Source organism: Acinetobacter sp. CIP-A165 (assembly GCF_000367985.1).
GTDB lineage: Bacteria > Pseudomonadota > Gammaproteobacteria > Pseudomonadales > Moraxellaceae > Acinetobacter.
The window spans coordinates 205214-230374 of the sequence record NZ_KB849202.1; the positions used below are offsets into that span (position 1 = coordinate 205214).

General features: G+C 40.8%; 28 protein-coding genes, 3 tRNA genes and 1 riboswitch. Of the genes, 15 read left to right on the plus strand and 16 right to left on the minus strand.

Annotated elements, in window-relative coordinates:
- The first annotated feature begins 4 nt into the window (after positions 1-4).
- The 3 genes from F991_RS06505 to F991_RS06515 are packed head-to-tail and all read left to right on the plus strand — an operon-like array spanning position 5 to position 3838.
- The gene (locus F991_RS06505) at positions 5-943 is read left to right on the plus strand and encodes an ABC transporter permease (RefSeq protein ID WP_004669991.1); all 939 of its coding nucleotides are present in this window, start codon (positions 5-7) and stop codon (positions 941-943) included.
- 7 nt (positions 944-950) lie between these two features.
- A complete protein-coding gene (locus F991_RS06510) occupies positions 951-2093 on the plus strand; it encodes an ABC transporter permease (RefSeq protein ID WP_004669993.1) in 1143 nt (380 codons plus the stop codon).
- Between the two features lie 14 nt (positions 2094-2107).
- Complete coding sequence (locus tag F991_RS06515; protein ID WP_004669995.1) at positions 2108-3838, plus strand: ABC transporter ATP-binding protein; 1731 nt, start codon at positions 2108-2110, stop codon at positions 3836-3838.
- Between the two features lie 53 nt (positions 3839-3891).
- Here F991_RS06515 and rluB read toward each other — a convergent pair whose 3' ends face one another.
- The 3 genes from rluB to F991_RS06530 are packed head-to-tail and all read right to left on the minus strand — an operon-like array spanning position 3892 to position 6268.
- Positions 3892-4836, minus strand: a complete 945-nt coding sequence (gene rluB / locus F991_RS06520) for a 23S rRNA pseudouridine(2605) synthase RluB (RefSeq protein WP_004669997.1) — start codon at positions 4834-4836, stop codon at positions 3892-3894.
- A gap of 41 nt (positions 4837-4877) precedes the next feature.
- The gene (gene scpB, locus F991_RS06525) at positions 4878-5477 is read right to left on the minus strand and encodes an SMC-Scp complex subunit ScpB (RefSeq protein WP_004669999.1); all 600 of its coding nucleotides are present in this window, start codon (positions 5475-5477) and stop codon (positions 4878-4880) included.
- Entirely contained in the window at positions 5474-6268 is a 795-nt protein-coding gene (locus F991_RS06530) for a segregation and condensation protein A (RefSeq protein WP_004670001.1), read from the minus strand. Before F991_RS06530 ends, scpB begins: the two co-directional genes overlap by 4 nt.
- Positions 6269-6512: 244 nt before the next feature.
- On the opposite strand from F991_RS06530, the gene F991_RS06535 reads away from it, so the two are divergent.
- Both F991_RS06535 and F991_RS06540 read left to right on the plus strand, forming a co-directional pair.
- Complete coding sequence (locus tag F991_RS06535) at positions 6513-7232, plus strand: GNAT family N-acetyltransferase (RefSeq protein ID WP_004670002.1); 720 nt, start codon at positions 6513-6515, stop codon at positions 7230-7232.
- Between the two features lie 201 nt (positions 7233-7433).
- Positions 7434-7940: a hypothetical protein gene (locus F991_RS06540; protein WP_004670004.1), complete on the plus strand. Its 507-nt coding sequence runs from the start codon at positions 7434-7436 to the stop codon at positions 7938-7940.
- A gap of 102 nt (positions 7941-8042) precedes the next feature.
- Here the strand turns inward: F991_RS06540 and F991_RS06545 are convergent, their stop codons facing one another.
- Together F991_RS06545 and F991_RS06550 are read right to left on the minus strand one after the other, a co-directional pair.
- A complete protein-coding gene (locus tag F991_RS06545; protein WP_004670005.1) occupies positions 8043-8660 on the minus strand; it encodes an L-threonylcarbamoyladenylate synthase in 618 nt (205 codons plus the stop codon).
- An 88-nt stretch (positions 8661-8748) separates the two neighbouring features.
- Complete coding sequence (locus tag F991_RS06550; protein WP_004670008.1) at positions 8749-9411, minus strand: elongation factor P hydroxylase; 663 nt, start codon at positions 9409-9411, stop codon at positions 8749-8751.
- Between the two features lie 96 nt (positions 9412-9507).
- On the opposite strand from F991_RS06550, the gene F991_RS06555 reads away from it, so the two are divergent.
- From F991_RS06555 to lysM, 7 genes are all read left to right on the plus strand, one after another.
- Positions 9508-10068, plus strand: a complete 561-nt coding sequence (locus F991_RS06555; protein WP_004670011.1) for a YceD family protein — start codon at positions 9508-9510, stop codon at positions 10066-10068.
- 74 nt (positions 10069-10142) lie between these two features.
- Positions 10143-10328, plus strand: coding sequence for a 50S ribosomal protein L32 (rpmF, locus tag F991_RS06560; RefSeq protein WP_004670013.1), 186 nt, complete (start codon positions 10143-10145; stop codon positions 10326-10328).
- A gap of 197 nt (positions 10329-10525) precedes the next feature.
- Positions 10526-11512, plus strand: a complete 987-nt coding sequence (gene fabD / locus F991_RS06565; RefSeq protein WP_004670016.1) for an ACP S-malonyltransferase — start codon at positions 10526-10528, stop codon at positions 11510-11512.
- Entirely contained in the window at positions 11509-12243 is a 735-nt protein-coding gene (gene fabG / locus F991_RS06570) for a 3-oxoacyl-ACP reductase FabG (RefSeq protein ID WP_004670018.1), read from the plus strand. The genes fabD and fabG overlap by 4 nt, the downstream gene beginning before the upstream one ends.
- An 86-nt stretch (positions 12244-12329) precedes the next feature.
- Positions 12330-12566 carry an acyl carrier protein gene (gene acpP, locus F991_RS06575; RefSeq protein WP_004670020.1) on the plus strand — a complete coding sequence of 79 codons (237 nt, stop codon included), beginning with the start codon at positions 12330-12332 and terminating at the stop codon, positions 12564-12566.
- A 185-nt stretch (positions 12567-12751) separates the two neighbouring features.
- Positions 12752-12985: an acyl carrier protein gene (acpP, locus tag F991_RS06580; RefSeq protein ID WP_004670022.1), complete on the plus strand. Its 234-nt coding sequence runs from the start codon at positions 12752-12754 to the stop codon at positions 12983-12985.
- Positions 12986-13211: 226 nt separating this feature from the next.
- On the plus strand, positions 13212-13685 hold the full coding sequence (gene lysM, locus F991_RS06585) for a peptidoglycan-binding protein LysM (protein ID WP_004670025.1): 474 nt from the start codon (positions 13212-13214) through the stop codon (positions 13683-13685).
- A 109-nt stretch (positions 13686-13794) separates the two neighbouring features.
- Here the strand turns inward: lysM and F991_RS06590 are convergent, their stop codons facing one another.
- Both F991_RS06590 and F991_RS06595 read right to left on the minus strand, forming a co-directional pair.
- On the minus strand, positions 13795-15849 hold the full coding sequence (locus tag F991_RS06590) for a TonB-dependent siderophore receptor (RefSeq protein ID WP_171063421.1): 2055 nt from the start codon (positions 15847-15849) through the stop codon (positions 13795-13797).
- Between the two features lie 294 nt (positions 15850-16143).
- Positions 16144-16911: a hydroxymethylpyrimidine/phosphomethylpyrimidine kinase gene (locus F991_RS06595; RefSeq protein WP_004670029.1), complete on the minus strand. Its 768-nt coding sequence runs from the start codon at positions 16909-16911 to the stop codon at positions 16144-16146.
- Between the two features lie 93 nt (positions 16912-17004).
- On the opposite strand from F991_RS06595, the gene F991_RS06600 reads away from it, so the two are divergent.
- Positions 17005-17679: an HAD-IA family hydrolase gene (locus tag F991_RS06600; protein WP_004670030.1), complete on the plus strand. Its 675-nt coding sequence runs from the start codon at positions 17005-17007 to the stop codon at positions 17677-17679.
- Positions 17680-17726: 47 nt separating this feature from the next.
- Here F991_RS06600 and ribB read toward each other — a convergent pair whose 3' ends face one another.
- Positions 17727-18386: a 3,4-dihydroxy-2-butanone-4-phosphate synthase gene (gene ribB / locus F991_RS06605; protein ID WP_004670033.1), complete on the minus strand. Its 660-nt coding sequence runs from the start codon at positions 18384-18386 to the stop codon at positions 17727-17729.
- 92 nt (positions 18387-18478) lie between these two features.
- Positions 18479-18656, minus strand: a riboswitch (FMN riboswitch).
- A 184-nt stretch (positions 18657-18840) separates the two neighbouring features.
- Here ribB and F991_RS06610 point away from each other — a divergent pair.
- Both F991_RS06610 and F991_RS06615 read left to right on the plus strand, forming a co-directional pair.
- The gene (locus tag F991_RS06610; RefSeq protein ID WP_004670034.1) at positions 18841-19062 is read left to right on the plus strand and encodes a hypothetical protein; all 222 of its coding nucleotides are present in this window, start codon (positions 18841-18843) and stop codon (positions 19060-19062) included.
- Between the two features lie 5 nt (positions 19063-19067).
- Entirely contained in the window at positions 19068-20240 is a 1173-nt protein-coding gene (locus F991_RS06615; RefSeq protein ID WP_004670036.1) for a hypothetical protein, read from the plus strand.
- A gap of 16 nt (positions 20241-20256) precedes the next feature.
- Here F991_RS06615 and F991_RS06620 read toward each other — a convergent pair whose 3' ends face one another.
- From F991_RS06620 to F991_RS06655, 8 genes are all read right to left on the minus strand, one after another.
- On the minus strand, positions 20257-22041 hold the full coding sequence (locus tag F991_RS06620) for a patatin-like phospholipase family protein (protein ID WP_004670037.1): 1785 nt from the start codon (positions 22039-22041) through the stop codon (positions 20257-20259).
- A gap of 199 nt (positions 22042-22240) precedes the next feature.
- Positions 22241-22621, minus strand: a complete 381-nt coding sequence (gene panD, locus F991_RS06625; protein ID WP_004670039.1) for an aspartate 1-decarboxylase — start codon at positions 22619-22621, stop codon at positions 22241-22243.
- Between the two features lie 147 nt (positions 22622-22768).
- Positions 22769-23350, minus strand: coding sequence for an aminoacyl-tRNA hydrolase (gene pth / locus F991_RS06630; RefSeq protein ID WP_004670040.1), 582 nt, complete (start codon positions 23348-23350; stop codon positions 22769-22771).
- Between the two features lie 18 nt (positions 23351-23368).
- On the minus strand, positions 23369-23665 hold the full coding sequence (gene rplY, locus F991_RS06635; RefSeq protein WP_004670042.1) for a 50S ribosomal protein L25: 297 nt from the start codon (positions 23663-23665) through the stop codon (positions 23369-23371).
- A gap of 97 nt (positions 23666-23762) precedes the next feature.
- Positions 23763-24716 carry a ribose-phosphate pyrophosphokinase gene (locus tag F991_RS06640; protein ID WP_004670043.1) on the minus strand — a complete coding sequence of 318 codons (954 nt, stop codon included), beginning with the start codon at positions 24714-24716 and terminating at the stop codon, positions 23763-23765.
- Between the two features lie 100 nt (positions 24717-24816).
- Positions 24817-24891, minus strand: a tRNA-Gln gene (locus F991_RS06645).
- An 84-nt stretch (positions 24892-24975) separates the two neighbouring features.
- Positions 24976-25050, minus strand: a tRNA-Gln gene (locus F991_RS06650).
- Between the two features lie 16 nt (positions 25051-25066).
- Positions 25067-25141, minus strand: a tRNA-Gln gene (locus F991_RS06655).
- Positions 25142-25161: the final 20 nt, after the last annotated feature.

Sequence of the window (25161 nt, forward strand, 5' to 3'; positions counted from 1 at the left end):
CTTTATGCTGGCATATATTGTACGTCGCATATGGCAGATGATCCCAACCATGCTGGGTGTCGTGCTGCTGATCTTTTTCTTGTTCAATTGGGTGGGGGGGGATCCTGCTTATATCTTGGCAGGGAAAATGTCGAATCCAGAGCAAATTGAAAATATTCGTCAGCAGCTCGGGGTTGATCAGCCTTACTATGTGCAACTCTGGATTTTTATTCAGCAAATTTTAACCTTTGATTATGGCGTGAGTTGGAGTACCGGTGAGTCAGTCTCCCAGATTATTACGACACGTTTAGGGCCATCGCTGACCATCTTGATTCCACTGACGATTTTACAAACGATTATTTCGATCATTTTGGCTTTAGCAGTTGCCTCAGTACGAGGCAGTTTGACTGATCGGATGGTGATGATGTTATGCACCATCGGTATGTCGATCAGTATTTTAGTTTATATCATTGTTTTCCAATATTTCTTTGCTTATCAATTGGGTTGGTTTCCAGTGCAGGGCTGGAGCGATAGTTTTAGTGAAAACTTATTTAAATATGCGTTACTGCCGATTTTGATCATGCTGGTGGTGAGTATTGCACCAACACTCAGACTCTATCGCAGCTTTATTTTGGATGAAGTCAATCAGGATTATGTCCGTACCGCACGCGCCAAAGGCGTGGGTGAACATCGCATCTTTGGTGTGCATGTATTACGAAATGCATCCATCCCGATCGTGACCGATGTGATGGCAACCTTGCCTGCATTACTGATCGGTGCGTTTTTAATTGAACGCTTTTTTGGTATTCCAGGTATTGGTCGCGAAGTCATTATTGCGGTGGAGCGGAGTGATTTTCCCGTCATTAAAGCGATTACTGTGTACATCGCTGCTGCGACCATGTGTTTTAACTTAATAGCTGATCTGATTTATAAATTAATCGATCCGCGCGTACAGTTGAAGTAGGTGCAATATGCTGAATATATTATTCAAAAGAAAGGCATCTGCTCAGTCTGACGCAACTTCGTCTGGACTCTGGCAGTTGGCTGTGCAGCGCTTAAAAGCGGATCGTATTGCAATGGTTTCACTACTCGTCGTGCTGAGTTATTTCATCGTATTGGTTTTGTCGGTAACAGGTGTGGTTGCATCGAATTGGAATAAAGAGGTTGCGGTGAGTTATGCAGCACCTACTTTTATCGGTGCTGATGTTGAGGAACGGATTACTGAGAAAAAATCAGAACCGTTGCAAGCTTTACCTGAAAACCCTGTAGATCCTTTAAAAGAGATTATTCGTGAATTGAATATTCAAATTGCGAATGAGCAGATCACCGAAACTCCAATTGATTACTATGGGGTGACAGACCCTTTAGCAGCAGATATGCAAGCCATTGATCAGCAATTGGGTGAGCATTTACTCGATCATAGCCAAGAATTAAAAACTACACTCGCTTTTGGTGCTGATAAGTGGGGGCAAGACATTTTACTCAAAACCATCAAAGGTGCGGAAACATCGATCCTCGTTGGATTGCTATCTGCTTTATTGGCAGTAGTGATTGGTACGGGTTTAGGGGCGATTGCAGGCTATTTTGGTGGTTGGGTCGATGATGTACTGAACTGGTTCTACAATATTTTTACCTCAATTCCTTATCTGTTATTGGTGTTAGCCGTTGCGGCGGTTCTTCAACAAAAAGGGGTACTTTCGATTGTACTCATTTTAGGTTTAACGGGCTGGACAGGCGTGTTTCGCTTGATTCGTGCTGAATATATGAAGCACAAATCTCGTGAATATGTACTGGCTGCTAAGGCGATTGGTGTGAGCCATTCGCGCCGTATGTTTGTGCATATTTTTCCCAATGTCAGTCATATTGCTTTAGTGCAAATATCTATTCTTGTGGTGGCATTTATCAAATCCGAAGTGATTCTGAGCTTCCTTGGTTTTGGCGTTCCAGTGGGTGTGGTGTCTTGGGGAAGCATGTTGAATGAAGCACAAACTGAGTTAATTCTAGGCAAATGGTGGCAATTGGCAGCGGCATCGATCGCCATGGCAGTGTTAGTCACGGCATTTTCAATGTTCACCGATGCATTGCGTGATGCATTAGACCCGAAACTGAAATAGCGGAGTGAAATGAGATGATAGGTAATAATGAAACACTGCTATTAAATGTAGAAAATCTTCGCGTTAGTTTTAAAGGTGAGAATAAACAGTGGATTGAAACAGTCAAAGGGATTTCATTTTCGATTCCTAAAAACAAGACTGTTGCCTTAGTGGGTGAGTCTGGCAGTGGTAAGTCTGTCACTTCGCTTGCAGTCATGGGCTTGCTACCCAAAGGACAAAGCCAAGTCGTTGAGCAAAGTAAAATTATCTTTGAAGGTAAAGATTTACTCAATCTCTCCGCGAAAGAGATTCGGGGTATTTGTGGCAAAGACATTGCCATGATTTTCCAAGAGCCAATGTCATCATTGAATCCTGTGTTTACAGTAGGGGATCAAATTGCTGAAGTGCTTCGTATTCACCTTGGCATGGGGAGAAAGCAGGCAAGAATCCGTGTTTTGGAATTATTGAATGAAGTGGGGATTCCTTCACCCGAGAGCAAGATTGATGCCTATCCAAGTCAGCTGTCGGGAGGTCAACAACAACGTATTATGATCGCGATGGCGATTGCTTGTGAACCAAAGCTCTTGATTGCCGATGAACCGACGACTGCTTTGGATGTAACGATTCAAAAGCAAATTATTGATTTGCTCGAATCTTTACGTCAGCGTCATGAAATGTCGATGTTATTTATCACACATGACTTAGCTTTGGTCGGTGAAATTGCTGACGAAGTGATTGTGATGCGACATGGTGAAATTCGAGAAAGTGGTGATGTGAAACAAGTGCTTGAACAACCTAACGATGTTTATACACGCGCACTTTTGCATTGTCGTCCTCAACTTTCATCGCGTCCATATCGCTTGCCTGTCACCAGCGATTTTATGAAACAGGAAAATGGGCAACTGGTTGAAGCGATTAATCTGTCCACCCTTCATCTTCAAGAACGAACGCGAGGGATTACAGGTCTAGAGAAAATCGTACTGGATGTTAAAGACTTGAAGAAGTCTTTTTATAGCCGTAAAGGTTTATGGGGGCATGAGGAGTTTCAGGCGGTAAAAGGTGTCTCTTTCCAACTAGCAAAAGGTAAAACTTTGGGGTTGGTGGGAGAGTCGGGTTCAGGAAAAACCACAATTGGCTTATTGCTGATGCGTTTACATGAAGCCACGGGCGGGCAAGTATTGATTGATGGGAAAGATATTCTTTCTATGACGGAGAAAGAATTTGCGCTCTACCAGCGGAAGATACAAATCATCTTTCAAAATCCATACGCCTCGCTTAATCCACGCTTTACCATTGGGCAGATTTTACTTGAGCCAATGCGCATTCATGGGATCGGTGAAAATGATGCTGAACGTAAAAAAATCGCATTAGCACTTTTAGAGAAAGTCAGTTTGCCTGATCAAGCTTATGATCGTTATCCACATGAGTTTTCAGGTGGTCAGCGTCAACGCATTGCGATTGCACGTTGCTTAACATTAAAACCTGAGATTTTGATTTGTGATGAGTCGGTATCTGCGCTTGATGTGTCAGTGCAGGCTCAGGTGTTGAACTTGTTGCAAGATTTACAGGATGAGTTTGGTTTGAGTTATATTTTTATTTCACACGATTTATCAGTTGTGAAATATATTTCGGATCAAGTGATGGTGATGAATCATGGCGAGATCGTTGAAATTGCGGATTCAGATGAGCTGTATTTACATCCTCAACATGAATACACGCAAAAATTGTTGAATGCGATTCCACAAGGCATCATATCTAATCGCTAGCAGAGATATAAAAAAACGCTCAAATTTGAGCGTTTTTTTATCAAGGTAAAGTCTTAAAACTTCTTAAAGCCTTTACTGATACCAAGAGGTTTACGGTCACTGGTATTTTGATTTTTAGTATTGCTGTTCGGGCGTTGTTCTGGTTGTTCATCATCACGACGTTGTTGACGTAAATAACCACCACGACGTGCAGCCATTGGTTTTTCAATCATTCTGTCACTACGACGTTTGGCCATACCAAATAAACCGGTGCCTTGACGTGGTTTCAATTCAACAGATTTTGCAAGATTATCGATATCGCCTTTATCCAATTCCATCCAGCGACCTGTACGCAATTCACGCGGTAAAATCACTGTACCGTAACGGGTACGCAGTAGACGACTGACTTTTAAACTTTGTGTTTCAAAAATACGGCGCACTTCACGGTTACGACCTTCTTTGACCACAACTTGATACCAACGGTTGATCCCATCACCACCAATATCAGTGAATGATTCAAATTTGGCAGGACCATCTTCAAGCTCTACACCTTTGAGCATATTGTTGCGAATCTGCGGTGTCACTTCACCCATGACACGTACCGCATATTCACGTTCAATTTCATTGGATGGATGCATCAAACGATTGGCAAGCTCACCATCATTGGTAAATAACAATAAACCAGTACTGTTTATATCCAGACGACCGACCATGACCCAACGATCATTGGCAATTTGTGGTAACTGTTCAAAAACAGTTGGGCGATTCTCAGGATCATTACGTGAACAAATTTCGCCTTCAGGTTTGTAGTAAACCAAAACACGACGACGGATTTCATCTTCAATTTGGAATTGGACTTTACGACCATCAATACGCAGTTCATCCGTCGGTTCGATACGCTCACCAACCTGTGCAATACGACCATTGATGCTGACACGACCAGCAGCAATAACTTCTTCCATATAGCGACGTGAGCCTAGCCCAACCCTCGCTAATACCTTTTGTAATTTTTCACTCATGACAGCACAACCTTAGACATAATGATCAACAGTTCACCTTATCAAGACTTCGGCGCATGTGCGTCGAGTGTCATGAATGCTTCCTTGGCGTTCTGTAGGGGAGGCAGTTGACCTAGCGAGGCTAGACCAAATGCATTTAAAAATTGGGGCGTTGTAACTAACAACGCAGGTCTTCCAGGTAAATCTCTGAAACCAGCTTCTTTGATCCAGTTCCAGTCAAAAAGCGTTCTTAAAATCTGACTATTATTTGATACACCACGAATTTGTTCAATATCGGCACGTGTGACGGGTTGATGATACGCAATCACTGCGACTGTTTCGAGTAATGACGGTGACAATTTAGTTGGGCGTTCTGGCCAAACTTGCGTAATGATATTTCTATACTTTGCACGTACCTGAAAACGAAACCCTTGTACCGTTTCAATCAATTCTATGGAGCGACCATGTTGTAACATAGCCAATTGTTGCAGAAACTGACGTAACTGTTGCTTATTATATTGGTTTTGAAATGCTTCTTTTAGTCGTGCAAGTGAGACTGGTGAGTCACTGGCGAATAAAATTGCTTCAATTTGCAATAAAACATCATGATGAATGTCTTCAAGCGACATACCTTCATTTGAGTCCAATTGATCTAAACTCATGCTGCAACGCCTTGAACAGTTAACGGTGCTTCAATTCCTGTATGAATAATTTGAATTTTTTGCTGACGTGTGAGTTCTAGCACCGCCATAAAGGTCACAACCATACCCATGCGGCCTTGTTGTGGGTTAAGTAATTCAATAAAACTCAATGCCTCACCAGATGCAAGTTGGTTTTGGATAAAGGCAATACGTTCTTCGAGTAAAACAGGTTCTTGTGCCACAACATGTGTTATTGGCTCAGGACGGTTAAATACACAGAATATTGCATCGCGTAAAGCTTCGACATCATAACCTTCGTAAATGGGTGCAATATGACCAATACTGACATTTGCGCTAAAGGTATCGCGTTCAAAGATCGGCATTTGACCTAATCTTTCAGCAGCTTGTTTTATGCGTAAATAGGTTTCTAAACGATCGATCAGCTCTTGTTTAGGATCTTTTTCAAATTGATCAACAACCGTGGCTTTGGGCAATAATAAACGTGATTTTAAATCAGCAAGCAGAGCCGCCATCACCATATAATCAGCCGTCAGTTCAATATTCAATGACTTCATGCTATCCATATAGCTAAGATACTGAGTCGCAATCGGTGCAATATCTATGTGTAACAGATCAAAGCCATTTTTTTGAATCAGATAAATGAGAAAGTCCAAAGGCCCTTCAAATTGTTCCAATAAGATTTCGAATGCAGCAGGCGGTATATACAAATCTTCAGGTATGGTGTCATGCCACTCGTCAAGCACACGAATGGAAGGAGTTAACTCCAGAGAGGAAGATAGGATTTGATTCATTACCGTTATAAGCCACGCGAATTTTCAAAAGCATGAAGGGATCGTTTTTGTGATCAAGGGATGACACATACTACTAAGAGCACGGCTATTCTAATCGAAATAGCAAATTTAATAAATTACTCACTTACAAAAACCTTAAAGTTCTCAGGGTATTTTCTAGATTTATGCAAAATTATATTGGTAAGGGAAAAATTATGCTTAAATTAGCGACGAAAACCTCATTTTCTTTAAATGATAAAATATTATGAAACATTATTTAAGCACGCAACAAAATCAACTTGGACAAAAAATTGGCCTTTCAATTGAAAATCATGTATCTGCTCGGTCAATTGCTGGCGATTTAAACGGACAATACGTTAACTTGATCGATATTGCTGGTGGCGTGTCCGACCAAGCCCTCAGTCAAATGTGGGCGTGTGTTTCAACAGAACCGAATGATGGATGTTGGACTTATCTGCCTTATTCGGCACCACAGAGCCAAGATGTTATAAAAGATGCTTTGCATAATTTATTTAATTTTAAAGATTCCATCCATTTTTTGATCGAAGTCGATGGTGAGGTACAGGGCTGGATTGCGTTATTAAATCCAAGACTTGAACATGGTGCGATTGAAATCGGTAATGTTTACTTTTCACATAAGATGAAAAAATCAAAAGCATCGACTGAAGCGATATTTTTATTATTACAACAATGTTTTAAACAGGGTTTTAGACGTGTGGAATGGAAATGTGATGATTTCAATGCACCATCAAAAGCAGCTGCATTGCGTTTTGGGTTTCAGTATGAAGGTCTATTTCGTCAGGATCGGATTGTAAAAGGTCGAAATCGCAACACAGCATGGTTTTCGATTCTTGATGAAGAATGGTCAGCTTTGGAACAAGTTTATCAACAATGGTTAAGCCCAGAAAATTTTGATGAACAGGGTTTTCAGAAACAGCGATTGTCTGATTTTTTTAACTTTTAATACGTTAAATCATTAAAAATAGTTAAATATATATTTTAATTTTTTTACAGCTATATGGGTGAGCTTACTATCTATCAGAAAATGGCTAATTTAATGTTAATTTTTAATTTTTTTGTTGATTTTTAATGGTTTTTATAAATAATGTGCTGGCAGATAAACCAAAAAAAATATTAATTATTGAATGAAATATTATGGGGTAATATGAACATTAAATTTGTTGCAACGGGCCTAATAATTATTGGTGCTCTATTTTGGGGGACTGAGATATATTGGGCTAAGCAGTTTGAACAACAGGCCAGAGACCATTTCAAAAGTATGGCTTTTGTACAGCAAATGAATGAGGCTATGAGTCGAGCGGGCTACCCGATTAAACTGGATGCACTCAATCAATACCCTCATGTTTTAGTTTATGTCACTTTAACTGAATCAATGACAGAAAACGTAAATAGAGATAATCTAAGAGGGGAAATGGAAAAAGCACATCATCAAATGACATGCGGTTATTTTGATTATATTCAGGAAAAAGAAGCCAGCGACAAATATAAAGATATTGGCAAAGGAGTTGTGAAAGTTATAGAAGAGGATCAGCCAGCCACAACTTATTTTTTTAAAACTTATGATGGCAACGTGTTGTATGAAAAAAAACAGATACTTTCAGAGTGTTCAGAGTTTTTTAAACTAAAGCAAAGTATCGGATATATCTCTTGATTTAAATACGTTGATCATAATTAAAAGACCATACCTAGCCTTTTTGTTGAAGGCATTTAGCAGCTTACGATTCTTTCTGAATAAGCTGCATTTTATACAACACTATTCAAACGCGCTGACGTCACCAATCCCACGACGGATAACTTCTGGATTTTCACCTGATAAATCCACAATGCTTGTGGTTGCTAACATTCCAAAACCGCCATCGATAAACACATCAATACGTTTGCCGAGCTGATTTTCAATATCAAATGGGTCATCTAAAGGATCTGTTTGATTCGGCAAAATCAAGGTGCTGGTGAGTAAAGGTTCATCTAATTCTTTTAATAATGCTTGAGCAATTGGATTACTTGGAATACGCAGACCGATGGTTTTTTTCTTCGGGTGCATTAAGCGTTTAGGTACTTCACTTGTTGCTGGCAAAATAAAAGTGGTTACAGCAGGTGTATTATTTTTAAGCAAACGATACATTGCATTATCAACTTTGGCATAAGTTGCAATGTCCGATAAATCGCAGCACATGATGGCATATTGATGTTTTGGGCCTAAACCACGAATTTGAGCAATACGTTCCATCGCACTTTTATTACCAATCTGGCAACCAATGGCATAGGCCGCATCAGTTGGATAGACCACAACGTCACCAGCACGAATACGGTCAACGGCTTGAGTGATTAAGCGAGCCTGTGGATTTTCAGGATGAATATGTAAATGCAACATTATTATAACTCCCTGATCTATGTGGCTGAATTTAGTATGAAACTTGTTGTGGGCATGTTGCAAGAGTTTGATGTGATAATTTTGTCATTTAATCAAGGTATTCACGTTTAAATTCATTGAGTTGTAATGGTGATCCATTGCGTGTGCAAAGACAAATGCAATAAATAAAATGTGCAGCATCACGAGGTAGCTTTGCTTCACCAGAAAAATACCGTTGTACTTGAGCAAACACATGATCTTTAAACTGTCGCCCATTTCCGCTGTCGCCCGTTAAGTTATCTAAAGACACACGAAATTTTCGACCAAAGGCGGTTGCAAATAACCATTCAATCGCTTGTGGTTTGATTTCAACTTGTTCAAATAAGCGTTGTTGTTCAGCACTTCGGCCATCAGGTGCATACCAATATCCAAGGTCTGGAAGTAAACGGCGTTTTTCACCTGCGATCGTCCAATGGCTGATCTCATGCAGGGCACTATTAAAGAAACCATGCGCAAATTGGATTCTTGCAGCTTGTTGCAAAGTTGCTGGGAAATACTCTGGTTCAAAATCACCTTTGACTAAAGTGACATTATGGTGGGAAAACCAAGAATTAAAGTGTAAAATAAGCCAATCGACCTGCTCTGATTCTGTCGTTAACTTTTGCCAAGATAAATGTTGCACTTGATCTGGCATTAACACAGCAGTAGTGGTTGAATGGGTGCGAATGAGTAATGAAGTTGTTACTTCAAGTTGCGGCTGCAACAGGTGCATTGCTTGATTTACCCTAAGTTCTGTCAAAAGAAGTGCAAAATTGTATCTTAATCTTTGACAGAGTACCGATGAATTTGTAAAATCGCGCTCTTAATTATGTCAGCAAATACTTTTCCAAGCCAAATCGAGCCATTTAAATGGGCTGAACAGGGCTTTACATGGTCAGGAACACTGCCATTGTCTCGCTTTGCTCGTATTGCTCGAGAAGCTGTTGGTTCAATTGATGATCAATTGATCAACATAGACTGTAAGCTATCAATGGATATCTATCATCGTATTATATGGTTAGATGGACATATTGAAACCAAAGTTCCAATGGAATGCCAACGTTGTTTGGGAACTGTTGAAATTGAATTGGTTTCAGACTTTCATTTAGCTTTGATTGATGATGAGTCACTGATAGAGCGATTGGATGAGGATGCTGATTTCATCGTTTTAGGTGAAAGTGAATCTTCGAAAAAAGGTGATTTTGATACACCTGCATCGATCAATTTACTCGCATTACTAGAAGATGAACTGTTACTGTTGATGCCTTTATCTCCTAAACATGATGTTTGTGAGCATAAGCATCGACCTGCCACTCAGGATGATGTCGAAGAAAAGCGGGATAACCCGTTTGATGTTTTGGCTGGCCTGAAGGGTAAACTTAGCTCATAATTTATGTTATAATGTTGAGTTAAGACAACCGAATTTGTTCTGATCCATTTTTTCGATCTTTGTAAGGAGCCATCATGGCCGTTCAGCAAAACCGTAAAAGTCGCTCTCGCCGTGACATGCGCCGTTCACATGACGCTTTAACCGAGAATGCATTATCTGTAGACCAAACTACGGGTGAAACTCATCGTCGTCACCACGTGACTAAAGATGGTGTTTACCGTGGTCGTCAATTATTCGCTAAAGCAGCTGATGCTGAATAATTGAATCATATGCATTAAGCGATAGCTTAAAGTATAAAAAAAATGGGAGCGAAAGCTCCCTTTTTTGTTGTTTTTCGCAATTATAAAAAGATTTAATCAATGTTAAATTGCCGCATCGCTAAAGAGTCTATCGTCATTCTCATGTAGAATCATGAGTGTTGATGAAATTGGCAATAGACTAATTTAAGGATTTTTATATGTCGACTAAACGACTTGAGCAGGCAGCTCAAGCAACAAAAACAGCATTTGTTTTTCCGGGTCAAGGCTCGCAAAAAGTAGGTATGTTGGCTGAACTTGCAGAGCAGTTTAGTGTTGTTCAGGACACCTTTGCTGAGGCATCGGAAGCGCTTGGTTTTGACCTTTGGCAGATTGCTCAAAGTGGTGAAGGTTTAGATCAAACTGAAAATACTCAGCCTGTGTTACTCACTGCAAGTATTGCGTTGTGGCGTGTCTGGTTAGAGTTAGGTGGTATCGTACCGAAATACTTAGCTGGACACTCTTTAGGAGAATACAGTGCGTTAGTTGCAGCTGAAGCAATGACGCTGGGCGATGCAGTGAAATTGGTCAATTTACGCGGTAAATTGATGCAAAGTGCTGTTCCTCAAGGTGAAGGCGCAATGGCTGCAATCCTTGGTTTGGCTGATGACAAAGTTGTTGAGCTTTGCCAGCAAGTCTCTGCAGCAGGTCAAGGTTCAGTTGAAGCTGCAAATTACAATGCGCAAGGTCAAGTCGTGATTGCGGGGAGTACTGCGTTGGTTCAGCAAGTCATGGCTGAGGCAAAAGCGCAGTCTGGTAAAGCCATCGCATTGCCTGTTTCTGTCCCTTCACATTGTTCATTGATGAGATCAGCAGCAGAACAGTTTTCTGACGCTTTGGAACAAACTGCCATTGAGCTACCCCACCTTCCTGTAATACAAAATGTCAACGCGGAAATCGCTACGGATGTTGCTCAATTACGTCAGGCACTCACTGCCCAATTGTACCAATCGGTACAATGGACACGTACCATGCAATATCTACAAGATCAGGGTATTCAGTATGTGGTCGAATGTGGGCCGGGTACAGTACTTAGTAATCTTACCAAGCGATTACCGAACATAGAAAAAGCATTTGCCATTGATAGCAAAGCACGTATGGAAGATGCCCTAAACGCAGTGTTAGTGGCAGAAGGAAAAATTGCATGACACAACAACGAAAAGTTGCGTTAGTGACAGGAGCAAGCCGAGGTATTGGCGCAGCAATTGCACAGCAACTCATTCAAGACGGTTTTTTTGTCGTTGGTACCGCGACTTCTGAATCAGGCGCGCAAAAACTGACAGACAGTTTTGCTGAGCATGGAACGGGTGCGGTACTTGATGTTCGTAATGGCGAGGCAATTGATACTCTTGTTTCGCATATCGAGCAGCAATATGGTTCGGTTCTGGTATTGGTCAACAATGCTGGGATTACCAAAGATAATTTGTTATTGCGTATGTCTGAAGATGATTGGGATGACATTCTCAATATTCACTTGAAAGCGGTTTACCGTTTATCTAAGCGAGTATTGAAAGGCATGACCAAAGCACGCTTTGGACGCATTATTAACATCAGCTCTGTGGTTGCACATTTTGCTAACCCAGGACAAGCCAATTACTCAGCCGCGAAAGCAGGGATTGAAGCATTCAGTCGTAGCTTAGCGAAAGAGATGGGGAGTCGTCAGATTACGGTAAACAGTGTAGCACCTGGTTTTATCGCAACTGAAATGACTGATCAGTTAAGCGAAGATGTTCGTAAAAAAATGATCGATCAAGTAGCTTTAAATCGTCTAGGTCAACCCCAAGATATTGCAAATGCAGTGAGTTTCCTTGCAAGCGATAATGCTAGTTACATTACTGGTACAGTTTTACACGTAAATGGTGGTTTATACATGGCCTAAGTGGCGACGTATAAACTTTTAAAAATTTTAATATTCAATTAAACTAGTGGCAAATTAAAACGCCACAAGCAATGAGGAGAATTCCTGTGAGCGATATCGAACAACGCATCAAGCAAGCTGTAGCTGAACAATTAGGTATGCGTGCTGAAGAAATCAAAAACGAAGCATCTTTCATGGATGACTTAGGTGCTGATTCTTTGGATTTGGTTGAACTTGTTATGTCTTTTGAAAATGACTTTGACATCACCATTCCAGATGAAGATTCAAATGAAATCACAACAGTTCAATCTGCAATTGATTATGTAAGCAAAAAACTTGCTTAATCATCTTGCATGATCGAAAGCCACCGTAAGGTGGCTTTTTTGTGTGCTTAATTTTTACTTGAGTGGATTTATACATATTTTTACAAGAAAAAATAAACTCCGAATATGAAATGAGTTTATTTAAGTGTATAAAATATATGCAATTTAAAATAACGTATTCAATCATAACAACAAAAGGAAATTTTATGGATATAGCAAAACGTATTAAAGAAATCATTAGTGAACAACTGGGTGTGGATGAGGAAGAGGTTGTGCCTAGTGCATCTTTTACGGATGATTTAGGTGCTGACTCTTTGGATCTAGTTGAGGTGATTATGGCTTTGGAAGAAGAATTTGACGTTAAAATTACTGATGAAGATGCAGAGAAAATTACGACAGTCCAAGCTGCAACTGATTACATAATGGCTAGCGTGTATTAGGTGACATGTAATTGCGTAATCTTTTTAACGATCCAAAGCCACCGTAAGGTGGCTTTTTTATGGGTGAAAATAAGAAATTCCAAATATACTGAGTGTTGTTTTAGAGAATATACATATATTTACAAGACCTATTTAAATTGAAACTCGAGCAATTCTTTTTTTCTGTATAACTAGAAATTAGGTCAACTTTGACCAAGCATCATTAATAATTACAGAGGAAATAACAATGGGTCTTTTTGATTTTGTTAAAGGTATTGGCAAGAAAAATACTGCGCCAGCAGAACCACAAGCTGCGCCAGCATCACCAGCTGAGCCGTCAGCTCAGGAAGTAGCAAATAAATTATTGGGTTTGATTAAAAGCTTGGGTTTGGGTGTTGAGGGCCTATCGGTAACATATAATGGTGCGACAGATACCGCTGTGATTAAAGGGCAGGTAAAGAGCCAAGCGGATAAAGAAAAGATTGTACTTGCTGTAGGGAATATTGATCATGTTGCACAAGTTGATGATCAAATGACGGTTGAAACAGCAGAACCAGAAAGCAAGTTCTATACGGTAAAATCAGGCGATAACTTGTCTAAGATTTCTAAAGAGTATTATGGTGATCCAAACCAGTACAATAAAATTTTTGAAGCGAATAAACCATTGTTGAAAAATGCAGATGATATTTTCCCAGGTCAGGTGTTACGTATTCCACAATAATTTGCGGATGCTATAAAAAAGGCGCTAATTGCGCCTTTTTTATAAGAGTCTGTTTGAAACCTTAGTATCAATCAGTTGCTATCGATTCCATAAGAACTGATATACGTATTTAAAAACTATAGGTCATCCCAAGTTTGACTGTTCTTGGCTGCCCTGGATAAACATAGCGATTAAACGCGCTATCATCATATTTTTTATTAAAGATATTTTTAATATCGAAACTGAAACGTATGTCCGATGACAGATTGTAATAAGAAATAAAGTCCGTAGTCGCATAACTTCCCATGCTGTATGTGTTATTTGCAGTTTGTCCTTTTCGGCTGGCAATATAGCGTTGGTTTAAGCCTAAACCTAAACCATTTAATGCATCTGATTGAAACTCATAAATACTTAATAGATTGAATGAATCTTTAGGAATATTAGCTAAACGTGTTCCTTTAGTTAAACTATTATCTTTGCTCACCGCAGCATCGGTATAGGCATAATTCCCAATAATTTTCCATTCTGGGGTGAGATTTCCGACCAAACTGAGATCAAAGCCTTTACTTGTGACTTCGCCTGCGGCAACGCTTTTTGTTGAATCCACTGGATCTAATGTCAGCACATTTTCTTTTTTGACATAATAAATCGCATTTTCAAATGAAAGTTTATGATCAAGAAGAGCGTATTTTGAACCAATTTCATAAGAAATACCTTCTTCAGGATTAAAGCCTTGATTGTTTCGATCTGCGCCTGCGTTTGGTTTAAATGATTTACTGATGTTGCTATAAAGCGTGAATTGATCGGTCAAATCATAGGTAAATCCAATACGAGGTATGACGGTATTGTGATCAGTTGACCATGAAGAATGATTTATAAAATTGGTATAATCCTGTTCGTAATGTTCAAAACGTAAACCAATCAAAGTATTGAGTCGATCTGTTAAGCGAATTTGATCTTGAACATAGAAAGCTTTGCTACGCAGTTGTTCATGATCATGTGTGGTGACGTTGACTAATTCAGGTAGTGGCTGAGTACGATCGGGATGATGAATATTTAAGTCAAATGGTGCAGTGGAGCGAATAATATAGGAACGGTAGTCATAATCTTCAAATTCTATTCCAGATACTAGCGTATGTTCTAGGTTAAACAGATTAAACTCACCGACAAGGCTTGCTTGAATATTTTTGTCATTCCAATCTAAATTTCGCCAATTATAATTTCGAGTAATGATTTCGCCATGACTATTGGCTTTTACACCATTTGCTTCAACGGCATAACCATGCAAATTTCCATCTAAATATTGCGTACCAACATTCAACTTCCATGCATCATTGAGACGATGTTCAACGCGTAATTGGAACATATCATTGTCGTTATAGAGTCGATTTCGATTTTTTCCAGATTCCCACCAATATTCTTTGGGATCAAAAGATTGTTTTTGTTGACCGTCATAGCGAGTGAAACCACGATCTAAAGCATGTTGGTTGCGTAGGAAATCTGCTTCAAAGATAACCTTGGTATTCTCTGAAGGCGTCCATTGAATTACGGGTGCAATGTTCCAGCGTTTTGAGTCAACATGTTCCCGAAAAGTATCTCCATTTTCACCCATTAAATTTAAACGGTAGCTGATACTATTATCTGGAGTCAAAGAGCCAGTGGTATCCACTGTACTGCGATAGAGCCCTTCATCATCGATACTCAAACCGAGTACTGTTTTTCGTTCGGCGAGGGGTACTTTACTCACCACGTTAAAAGTACCTCCTGGATCACCACGACCATACAGGCTTGATGAAGCACCTCTTAAAACTTCTACGCGCTCGATGGTTGAGCTATCAGGTGCATTGGGATAACCGCGGTTAATTGGAAAGCCATTTCTATAATATTCGCCGCTAGTAAAGCCTCGAGATGTGAAAGTGGTTAGCCCTTGTCCACCAAAGTTATTTGCTCGTCCAAGTCCCGCGACATCAAGTGCTTCGGACAAGCGGGTTGCTTGGATATCTTCAAGTACTGCTTTATTGACCACAGTTACAGCTTGTGGCGTATCTTTAAGCAAAGTAGATGTGCGTGTCGCAGAACTTGCAGAATTGACCTTATATTCTTTTTCAGAATTTTCGACTGCTGTTGAGGCTTGAATCGTGATGGTTGGCAGTGTATTCACTTGATCATTTGCAAAGACAGTCATGGCACAGCTAAGCGGTAATAGGCTAGGTAGGAGGCGGTATTTCAGCATGAGGGATATAGTGAAAATTAAAATGATAATTATTATATTTTATAAGCAAGTTAAGGTTCTTGAATATTTTGCATATGTTTATAGGAGTTAATGATAAATTTTCATATAGCGTCTTAGATATGCCTAAAATAGTAGGGCATACTTAGTATTTTTTGAAAATACGATACTACTGGTATGCAAGATATTGAACCCGTTATCGATTTTTGTAAAAGTCTTGGCTTAATTTTTATGGATAAGCAAAGCGGTTTAAAACCGCTTTGGAATCTTTTGCCCATGAGGTACAGGTGTTTCAGCATGTTTTAATACGCCGAATAGCCATGTCTCTGCATGTTGAACTGCGATTTTGAGTGAATCACCTAAAGCCAATCGTCCCGCAATAAAACTTGCCAAAGAACAACCTGAACCATGATATTGTCCTTCTAGGCGAGGGCAATGGCTTTCTGCAATCATTTTACCATCGGCATACAGGACATTTCGGATATGATCGGGTGTGTCTTCATGCCCGCCTTTGACCAGCACCGCTTTTGCACCCATTTTAAATAATTTTTGAGTGGCTTGTTCGATATCGTCTATACCCGTTAAGGCAGTTAATTCAACTGTATTTGGGGTAATCACCGTGGCTAAAGGAATCAATTCAACAAAGGCTTTGACGAGCGTGGCTTGATCGCCTAGTGAACCGCCACTATTGGCGACGAGCACTGGATCGAGTACGTATTGGTAGTCGGTATGTTCACGTAAAAATTCAGCTAAAGCCGCAATATTATCGGTGGTACCGAGCATTCCAGATTTAACGCATTTAATTGGTAAATCACCAACCACGGCATTTGCTTGTGCAAGCAATAGTTCTTTTGATGTCGCTTCAAAACCAAAAACTTGTTGAGAGTTTTGAATGGTCAGCGCAGTACATGCAATCGCAGCATGTGCACCGCTTTGCCCAATTGCTTCAATATCGGCTTGTAAACCAGCACCGCCAGATGGATCTAAACCTGAAAAACAAAGTACGGTCGGACGCACTGCAATTTCCTTTTATGTTTTCATTTACGTTAGTATAGGGAAGTTTCGAGAAACTCTCGACTCCGTTGTGTAAGGCTTTAAGAGATTGGACGAATGACGATCAAAAATATACTGATTGATTTAGATGGGACTTTGACTGACCCGAAAACTGGGATTCATGGTTCAATTCGTTATGCGCTAGAAAAGCTCGATCAACCTTTGGCGAATGACGTCGATTTAGATTGGACCATTGGCCCACCACTGAAAGCATCTTTGGCAAAATTATTAGATACACAAGATGATGACTTGGCTGAGCAAGCGTTAGCTGCCTATCGTGAGCGTTTTTCGGTTACGGGTTTATTTGAAAATGAAGTCTATCCAAATGTAGAAGTCACTTTGCGACAGCTACAGGCACAAGGATATCGCTTATTTCTTGCAACAGCGAAGCCAACAATTTATGCAAAACAAATTTTGGTTCATTTCCAGTTAGATCAATATTTTACTGAGATCTATGGGAGTGAGCTGACAGGTGAACGTACCAATAAAGCAGATTTGATTGCCTATATTCTTGAGAAAGAACAGTTAGATGCGCAGCAATGTATTATGGTAGGTGATCGTCAGTATGATGTGATTGGTGCACGTGCAAATCAGATTGAAACCATTGCGGTGAATTATGGCTATGGTACGGTAGAAGAATTGATCCAAGCACAGCCAGTAACGCAGATTGCACAATTTAATGAATTGCTTGAGTGTGTAAATGAGATCAATGTTGAACGAAAAGTTTCATAAGCATTGAATAGGTAAATAGCCTCGATGATTCGAGGCTATTTTTTTAATTAAACATTATGCTTTAAGCGATATTGCACCAGTTCATCAATACTAATCACGGTTAAGTCATGTGTTTGTGCATACGCTAAAACTTGAATACCTGAAGCCATCGAACCATCAGGATTGGTTAATTCACACAAGACACCTGAAGGTTTCAAGCCAGCTAAACGGGCTAGATCAATCGTTCCTTCGGTATGCCCACGACGTGTCAATACACCACCATCACGTCCACGTAAAGGAAAAATATGACCAGGACGACTGAGATCACTTGCAACAGCACCAGCTTTAGTCGCTGCTAAAACTGTGGTAACACGGTCTTTCGCAGAAACACCTGTGGTCACACCTTGTGCCGCTTCTATGGTCACCGTAAAGGCTGTCTTGAACTGGCTTGAGTTGTCCACGACCATGGGTGGAAGTTGTAAATGATCGGCTAATTCTTCAGTTAAGCAAAGACAGACAATCCCTGAACCATCACGGATCATTTGTGCCATGGTTTCGACAGTCAATGTTTCGGATGCAACAATTAAGTCCGCTTCATTTTCACGGTCAAAATCATCCATCACCAACACAGGTTTGCCTTGGCGGATATCATCTAAAGCGTGTTGAATACGTTGTTCAGCAGGGGAAAGGGCTGAAAAGAAAAGTTCGGGTTGGATTAAACTCGACATAATGAAACGCTCTCGTAAATAGGTTACGGTTGAACATTTCAGGACTGATGTAAAAATAAGCGCACACCAAAAAACCAAAGTTGTTTTGGTGGTTTCGTCTTCTTTCATCCGGACTATACCGTCGGCTTTGGCATTTCACCAAATCTGCGAGTACATAAGGGGCAATATGTCACTGACCCTCACGATACCAGCTCGTGGGCTGATTAGGTCATTGATGATCAAAGCCTAACTTACCACCGGTGGGGAATTTAACCCCGCCCTGAAGCGATGTGCTTTGATTATAGTCATATTTTACGTGAAAAATATAACTTTTATAGAATGAATCGTTCTATAACAATCAAGAATAATGCTGAGACGTGCTTCAAGATTTTCCATTAATCAGTGAAATTGGTAATAGAACTAAATTGAGCATAAACTCAAAAGATAGAACAACAAGAAAGTGAGGCGATCGCCAATGGAAAAGGCAGTTCAAACAGATCTCGAGCAACTTGCGCAGAAAATACATCGACCCGTGATTAATCTTAAAGAGTTTTCCCATTTATCCGCACAAGAGTTAGCTTGGTTAAATCAGCAATTGCAGCACACTGTTTTAGAAGAAAATCGAAAAATTAATCAGCGTTTATTTCAAGTCCCTTTTTTTCTACGCTTCCTGCTCAAAAGTAAAATAGAGAGGTAAGTGTAATGACGCGATTAGCTGTACATGCTGAGATTATAAAACTTGCACGAATCCTAAAGGTTTCGGAACAACAATTGCTTTTCTTGCAAAAAATATCACCAGAAAGTCTCAGACAGTTTCGCTTTGCAATCATTGAATTATTACAAGATCAGCAAAAAGCACGGTTTCGACACTTGGCAACTTGGGTCAATTGGTTGCCAAATGGGTTAAATGTTTTCATGGTTAAACGATTTTTAGATCCGTTGATTGTGGCACAAATTGCCGTGCATCTATCCACTGAAAATTTATATCGGATTGCTAAAAAATTATCCGCCGAAACGCTTGCTGAAATCTCAGTTCATCTTGACCCACGATTGGCACGAGAGCTGTTGGTTTACTTAACCACCCATCATATTATCGAGATTGCTCAAGTGCTTTTGCAAAAGCGTGATTTTGTGACCATGGGACGCTTCGTGAGCATGTTGTCTGATGAGGTGGTGCAAGATGTGGCTCAGATTGTTGAGCAAGAAAGTGATCTTTTAGAAATCGCTTTTTATATTGAATCTAGAGAGCGCATTGATCATTTGGTTCATGTCATACCGAAAGCACGTATAGAAAAGGCATTATTGATTATTTGTGATCCAGCGCAACGTTTGGTCTGGCCCAAACTTTTGGCATTAATGAGCCATATTGGTTATGAATTAAAACAAGAGCTTGGGGATTTAGCCGTACACCAAGGTGAAACGGTCATCAATGCCATTATTCAGGCGGCTCAAGAAGATCAACTTTGGGAGGATATGTTGCCCGTTGTCGCAGGCCTATCTGCTCAGGCTCAGCATTATGTTGCAAATTTACCTGCATTACGCCAAGTCGACATTATTCAAAGCATCGTGGCTGCCGCAGATCATTGTCATTTATGGACTGACATGTTGGTGGTCGTGAACTATATGCAAGATCAAGCAAGAGAAGTGGTTGCAGCAGCAATTGCACAAATTGATGAACAGGTTTTACATCACATCGCCTACGCCTCTTTGTTACGTTCGCAATGGGAAGTGACTTTCGATATCGTTGGGCGTATGCCGATAGAAAAGCAGCGACAATGTCGAAAAATTCTCAATGTTTATATGCAGCAATTGGATGCTGAAACTTATCAATATTTAGACGCTTTATTAGATCATTATCAGATTGAAGTACACTGAGTATGAAGTATTAGGATTATGGCAACGTATCTCGAATAGGCAGTAATGTTGCCAAAGCATGTTCATAACCGCGTTCTACTAACTCATCTAGCTTATGCCAATCAAACATACCGATGCCCTCAATTGGCATACGGATATGTAAATTTGCTCGTTCAATCGCAGCCGCTTGAATCATGGTATCACTGGCAAGTGTCGCGGTGCGCATTAAAATTTCAGCCAGTCGTGGCGCAGGTAACAGTTTATCTTTAATCAATTTGTTCCAGTTGAGCAGGGCACTTTGATCGGGTTCATTTAAACCGATACCGGGGATGCGGATATCATCGTTTAAGCTGACATTACTGGCAATAATTGCACCTCTTTCCAAATTTTGCATCACATCTGTGGGGAGGTTATTAATAATTCCGCCATCGCACAATAAATTCTCATGCCATGCAACAGGCGGTGCTACACCGGGCACACTCATGCTAGTACCGACCCACGTTGCCAGTTCGCCTTGATCGTGAATCACCGCTTGACCTGTCGACAGATTGGTTGAAATGCAGTAATAGGTTCGTTTCAACTCTTCTATTCGCCGATGCCCAAAAATTGCTTGAAGCCGACTATGGAATCGTTGTCCACGGATCAAAGATACTCGAGGCATGGTGTAGTCATTTAGATAATTTCGAGCAACGAAAGTTTCATAAGCAATATGAGTCATTTCAACACTATCAAAACCACATGCAACCAAAGCAGCAACGAATGCGCCCATACTGGTTCCACCCACAATATCAATGGGGATATGTAGTTGTTCCAATGCGCGAATTAAACCAATGTGCGCAAATCCACGCGCACCGCCACCACCCAGCACCAAGCCTAGACCTCGACTCGAGATTTGCCGAGCGACAGCGCTGATATCTGCCTGCGCCCAAGGATGAATAAAATAATGGGCACGGGCGCGATAGAGTTGTTTCCAACCTAATGTATGGGGGGAAGGATCACCCTCTGAGCGCAATAACACTAATTCAATCGGGCTTTGCCAATCATATTGATTTAATACATCAACAAGTTGGGTTTCAACAGGTGACTGATTGGCTTCGGCTAAAATTAAGATGCGATCTGCCTGATGTAGACAGCGTTTTGCCCACTCATCGTCATGGGTATGTGCAGCATAAAGGACGTAACAATGCTTTTCTTCTAAGCTTGCTAACCATTGGCGTAATCTTAAGTCATCTGCACCGTAGTCGAGAGGCGTTTGACTAAACCCAATGCCAAATAGTGCATCCACATGTGCGGCTGTGACTAAGCGAACTTGTGGCCAACGTTGTAAATGCTCAGTCAATTGTTCTGCGAGATGAATAGCTGGAATTTGTGATGTGACAGGAACAATAGATAACGTGCGGTTATGACTCATGGCATGGGTATGCTGTAGTTCAGGTTGTGAGCGTGCGATGATCAGCCGAGACAAGGCCAGTAAAACGTTTGGATATTGGTGAATGAAGTCTAAAAATGGCTGCTGCGGAATTGCGAATAAGGTGGTATCTCGGATGGCATGAACTGTGCCGTGATGAGGCTGTTTGGAAATGGTACCCATTTCCCCCACGATGTCATGACGGCCCAAATAGGTTGATAAACCTGAAGCGGTAGTGAGCTTAACGCGACCATAGGCAATAATATAAACATGATCGGCACTGTCATTGAGCTGATAAAGCATTTGTCCTGTTTGTAAATGCAGAATACGAGCATAGCTGGCGATGGTGTTTAGTTGGTCAACATCCAACTCTGCAAAGACTGTGACTTTACTCAGCGTTTTTATAATATCCATATTTTTCAAATTATCTTTATTATCTACTCATTTAATAAAGCATTGAGCTGTTTTACAAGTGCGGTTGAGTAAAAGAGGGCTTCTGTTTAGGCTTTTTTTGTATTTATGTTTTTGGGAAAATACTGCTATTGCGGTAGAAAAAGCTGAGGCATAAAAAAGCCAGTTCATTTTTGACTGGCTCTTTTGGAATCTTTAAAGCTTATGCGATTTGTACAGGAATACAGTTTGCAGTGTGGCTGACCGTATTGTTTGGGTTAGCATAGACTAAACGCGGCTTGTGCAGATCTGCTTCTACTTCAGTGAAATCGCCAAAGGTTGCAATAATCACTAAATCGCCTACATCAGCTTGGTGTGCTGCGCCACCATTGACTGAAATAATGCCTGAATCATCTTCACCACGAATTGCATAGGTTGTGAAACGTTTGCCGTTAGTGACGTTCCATACGTGGATTTCTTCGTATTCACGAATCCCTGCTAAGTCCATTAATACACCATCAATTGCGCAAGAACCTTCATAATGAAGTTCAGCATGTGTCACAACTGCACGGTGAATTTTACATTTTAATAAACGAGATAGCATGGCTAGCGTCTCCTGAGTAAGACCTAAGATGAATATCTTATGGTTGACTTGTCACGTTTTCCGCGGGCTATTTGGCGGTTCGATGCGCATTTTGCGCTTAAAAATGCAATATGGCAAGTATGATTGTTCAACAATACAGTCGTAAGTTTAAGTGGGTTTGTAAGCATTGATTTGATTCATCGCCAGTGCAACTTGTCCATCAACAAGTATTTTCACTTTAGACAAGGCATGATCAAGTGCTGCATCCATTAAATCTTGTTCACTGCTTGGGGCTTTGTTTAGTACATGACCTGCGACACGCTCTTTAGAGCCAGGATGTCCAATTCCAATCCGTAAGCGGTGGAAATTAGCACCAAGATGAGGAACGATATCACGTAGACCATTGTGTCCGCCGTGTCCGCCACCTGTTTTCAAACGAATAACACCAGGATCCATATCTAGTTCATCATGAGCGATTAAAATCGACTCAGGAGAAATATGATAAAACTTAGCGAAAGGGGCAACACTTTGACCAGAACGGTTCATAAAGGTTGTGGGGAGTAATAGACGTACGTCATGACCTTCAATTTGACCACGACCACTGAATCCATGAAATTTCGGATCAGCTTTTAACTGAATACCATAACGATCTGCAAGCTGTTCTACAAACCAAAAACCTGCATTATGGCGAGTTTGGGCATATTCCTTTCCAGGATTGCCCAAACCAACAATTAGCGAAATATTTGACACTAATTAAGCCTTTAACACTTATGCGCGGATGAAGTCAGCGTGCATAGGTGTGTTTTTTGCTGGGTGGCGTTGTAACGCTTTGATTTTAACGTTTTCAACTTGATCACCGATTTGGATTTCAATCACTTCTTCAAAGAAAGCATTGTTTTCTAAAGCTTTAACGATTTGACGAAGCTCTAAAGTGATTGTTACAGGCTCAGCGCTACCGCCATAGACGATTGCTGGAATTTTTCCTGCGTGACGAAGGCGGCGGCTCGAACCTTTCCCTTGTAGTGCAGCTTCACGTGCTTGAGCATTTAATACGAAGTTTGCCATGGGCATATCCTCATTGAGTTTTAAGAGACTAAACTTGCGACCAGTTTAGTGATAGAAAACCCTAGCTAAGCTAGGGTTTAAGAAAAAAGCTGGGCTATTATAGATAACTATCAAACATCGCGCTAATAGATTCTTCGTTATTGATACGACGAATTGTTTCAGCAACCATGCTAGCAACAGATACTTGGCGAACTTTGCCAATGTTTGCTGCTTCATCTGAAAGAGGAATCGTGTCGGTTACAACAAGTTCATCAATAACAGAGTTTTGAAGGTTTTCAATGGCTTTGCCAGATAAAACAGGGTGAGTTGCATAAGCAATAACTCGACGTGCACCAAATTGTTTTAGTGCATCAGCCGCTTTGCAAAGCGTACCTGCTGTATCAACCATATCATCTACGATGACACAGTCACGATCTTTGACATCACCAATCAAATGCATCACTTGAGATTCATTTGCTTTTTGACGACGCTTATCAATGATCGCTAAATCAATATCACCCAGTTGTTTTGCAACAGCACGAGCACGCACTACACCGCCAACGTCAGGTGAAACCACCATTAAGTTGTGATGTTGTTGCTGATGTAAATCAGCTAACAAGGCAGGCGTACCGTAGATGTTATCAACAGGAATATCGAAGAAACCTTGAATTTGGTCTGCGTGCAGATCGATCATCACAACACGGTCAATACCTACAGTTGTTAGCATATCTGCAACAACTTTAGCAGTAATCGGTACACGGGCAGAACGCGGACGTCGATCTTGACGTGCGTAACCAAAGTACGGAATGACTGCTGTGATACGACCTGCACTTGCGCGACGCAAAGCATCTGCCATAACCAAGATTTCCATAAGGTTATCATTGGTTGGCGCACAAGTAGATTGGACGATAAAAACGTCTTTGCCACGTACATTTTCAGTAATTTCAACTGAAATCTCACCATCAGAGAACTTGCTAACTGAAGCAGCTCCTAATGGAATATGTAAATGACTTACGACTTTTTGGGCGAACTGTGGATGAGCACTTCCACTAAAAACGACAAGATTGGGCATGAAGCACCTGAGCGAGGATTAAGTGAAGCAACGCTTCACCCGAGCGCAAGGGAAAAGTTTTAAATTTTTCCAACGGGTAGTTTAGAAACAATCTATTATATGGCAGGGGCGGCTGGATTCGAACCAACGGATGCCGAGATCAAAACCCGGTGCCTTACCACTTGGCGACGCCCCTAATGCGGCAGAACTTTAATGGTTTTATACGGTATTGTCAATATGTTTGATCAATATCAATATAAAACAAGCCTGTCTAAAGAAATGGCAGGGGCGGCTGGATTCGAACCAACGGATGCCGAGATCAAAACCCGGTGCCTTACCACTTGGCGACGCCCCTAAATTTGATAATGTAATGGCAGGGGCGGCTGGATTCGAACCAACGGATGCCGAGATCAAAACCCGGTGCCTTACCACTTGGCGACGCCCCTAATGTATTACATATATCTAC

Excerpts from the sequence above, each read along its gene's own strand:
- ribB (WP_004670033.1), bottom strand. The coding sequence starts at position 18,386 with ATGTCGAGTTTAATCCAACCCGAACTTTTCTTTTCAGCCCTTTCCCCT.
- rpmF (WP_004670013.1), top strand. The coding sequence starts at position 10,143 with ATGGCCGTTCAGCAAAACCGTAAAAGTCGCTCTCGCCGTGACATGCGC.
- acpP (WP_004670022.1), top strand. The coding sequence starts at position 12,752 with ATGGATATAGCAAAACGTATTAAAGAAATCATTAGTGAACAACTGGGT.
- F991_RS06600 (WP_004670030.1), top strand. The coding sequence starts at position 17,005 with ATGACGATCAAAAATATACTGATTGATTTAGATGGGACTTTGACTGAC.
- fabD (WP_004670016.1), top strand. The coding sequence starts at position 10,526 with ATGTCGACTAAACGACTTGAGCAGGCAGCTCAAGCAACAAAAACAGCA.
- F991_RS06530 (WP_004670001.1), bottom strand. The coding sequence starts at position 6,268 with ATGAATCAAATCCTATCTTCCTCTCTGGAGTTAACTCCTTCCATTCGT.
- lysM (WP_004670025.1), top strand. The coding sequence starts at position 13,212 with ATGGGTCTTTTTGATTTTGTTAAAGGTATTGGCAAGAAAAATACTGCG.
- F991_RS06620 (WP_004670037.1), bottom strand. The coding sequence starts at position 22,041 with ATGGATATTATAAAAACGCTGAGTAAAGTCACAGTCTTTGCAGAGTTG.
- rluB (WP_004669997.1), bottom strand. The coding sequence starts at position 4,836 with ATGAGTGAAAAATTACAAAAGGTATTAGCGAGGGTTGGGCTAGGCTCA.
- F991_RS06590 (WP_171063421.1), bottom strand. The coding sequence starts at position 15,849 with ATGACTGTCTTTGCAAATGATCAAGTGAATACACTGCCAACCATCACG.
- F991_RS06535 (WP_004670002.1), top strand. The coding sequence starts at position 6,513 with ATGAAACATTATTTAAGCACGCAACAAAATCAACTTGGACAAAAAATT.
- F991_RS06545 (WP_004670005.1), bottom strand. The coding sequence starts at position 8,660 with ATGTTGCATTTACATATTCATCCTGAAAATCCACAGGCTCGCTTAATC.
- F991_RS06615 (WP_004670036.1), top strand. The coding sequence starts at position 19,068 with ATGACGCGATTAGCTGTACATGCTGAGATTATAAAACTTGCACGAATC.
- F991_RS06550 (WP_004670008.1), bottom strand. The coding sequence starts at position 9,411 with ATGCACCTGTTGCAGCCGCAACTTGAAGTAACAACTTCATTACTCATT.
- F991_RS06555 (WP_004670011.1), top strand. The coding sequence starts at position 9,508 with ATGTCAGCAAATACTTTTCCAAGCCAAATCGAGCCATTTAAATGGGCT.
- F991_RS06515 (WP_004669995.1), top strand. The coding sequence starts at position 2,108 with ATGATAGGTAATAATGAAACACTGCTATTAAATGTAGAAAATCTTCGC.
- F991_RS06640 (WP_004670043.1), bottom strand. The coding sequence starts at position 24,716 with ATGCCCAATCTTGTCGTTTTTAGTGGAAGTGCTCATCCACAGTTCGCC.
- panD (WP_004670039.1), bottom strand. The coding sequence starts at position 22,621 with ATGCTATCTCGTTTATTAAAATGTAAAATTCACCGTGCAGTTGTGACA.
- F991_RS06510 (WP_004669993.1), top strand. The coding sequence starts at position 951 with ATGCTGAATATATTATTCAAAAGAAAGGCATCTGCTCAGTCTGACGCA.
- F991_RS06540 (WP_004670004.1), top strand. The coding sequence starts at position 7,434 with ATGAACATTAAATTTGTTGCAACGGGCCTAATAATTATTGGTGCTCTA.
- scpB (WP_004669999.1), bottom strand. The coding sequence starts at position 5,477 with ATGAGTTTAGATCAATTGGACTCAAATGAAGGTATGTCGCTTGAAGAC.
- fabG (WP_004670018.1), top strand. The coding sequence starts at position 11,509 with ATGACACAACAACGAAAAGTTGCGTTAGTGACAGGAGCAAGCCGAGGT.
- F991_RS06505 (WP_004669991.1), top strand. The coding sequence starts at position 5 with ATGCTGGCATATATTGTACGTCGCATATGGCAGATGATCCCAACCATG.
- rplY (WP_004670042.1), bottom strand. The coding sequence starts at position 23,665 with ATGGCAAACTTCGTATTAAATGCTCAAGCACGTGAAGCTGCACTACAA.
- F991_RS06610 (WP_004670034.1), top strand. The coding sequence starts at position 18,841 with ATGGAAAAGGCAGTTCAAACAGATCTCGAGCAACTTGCGCAGAAAATA.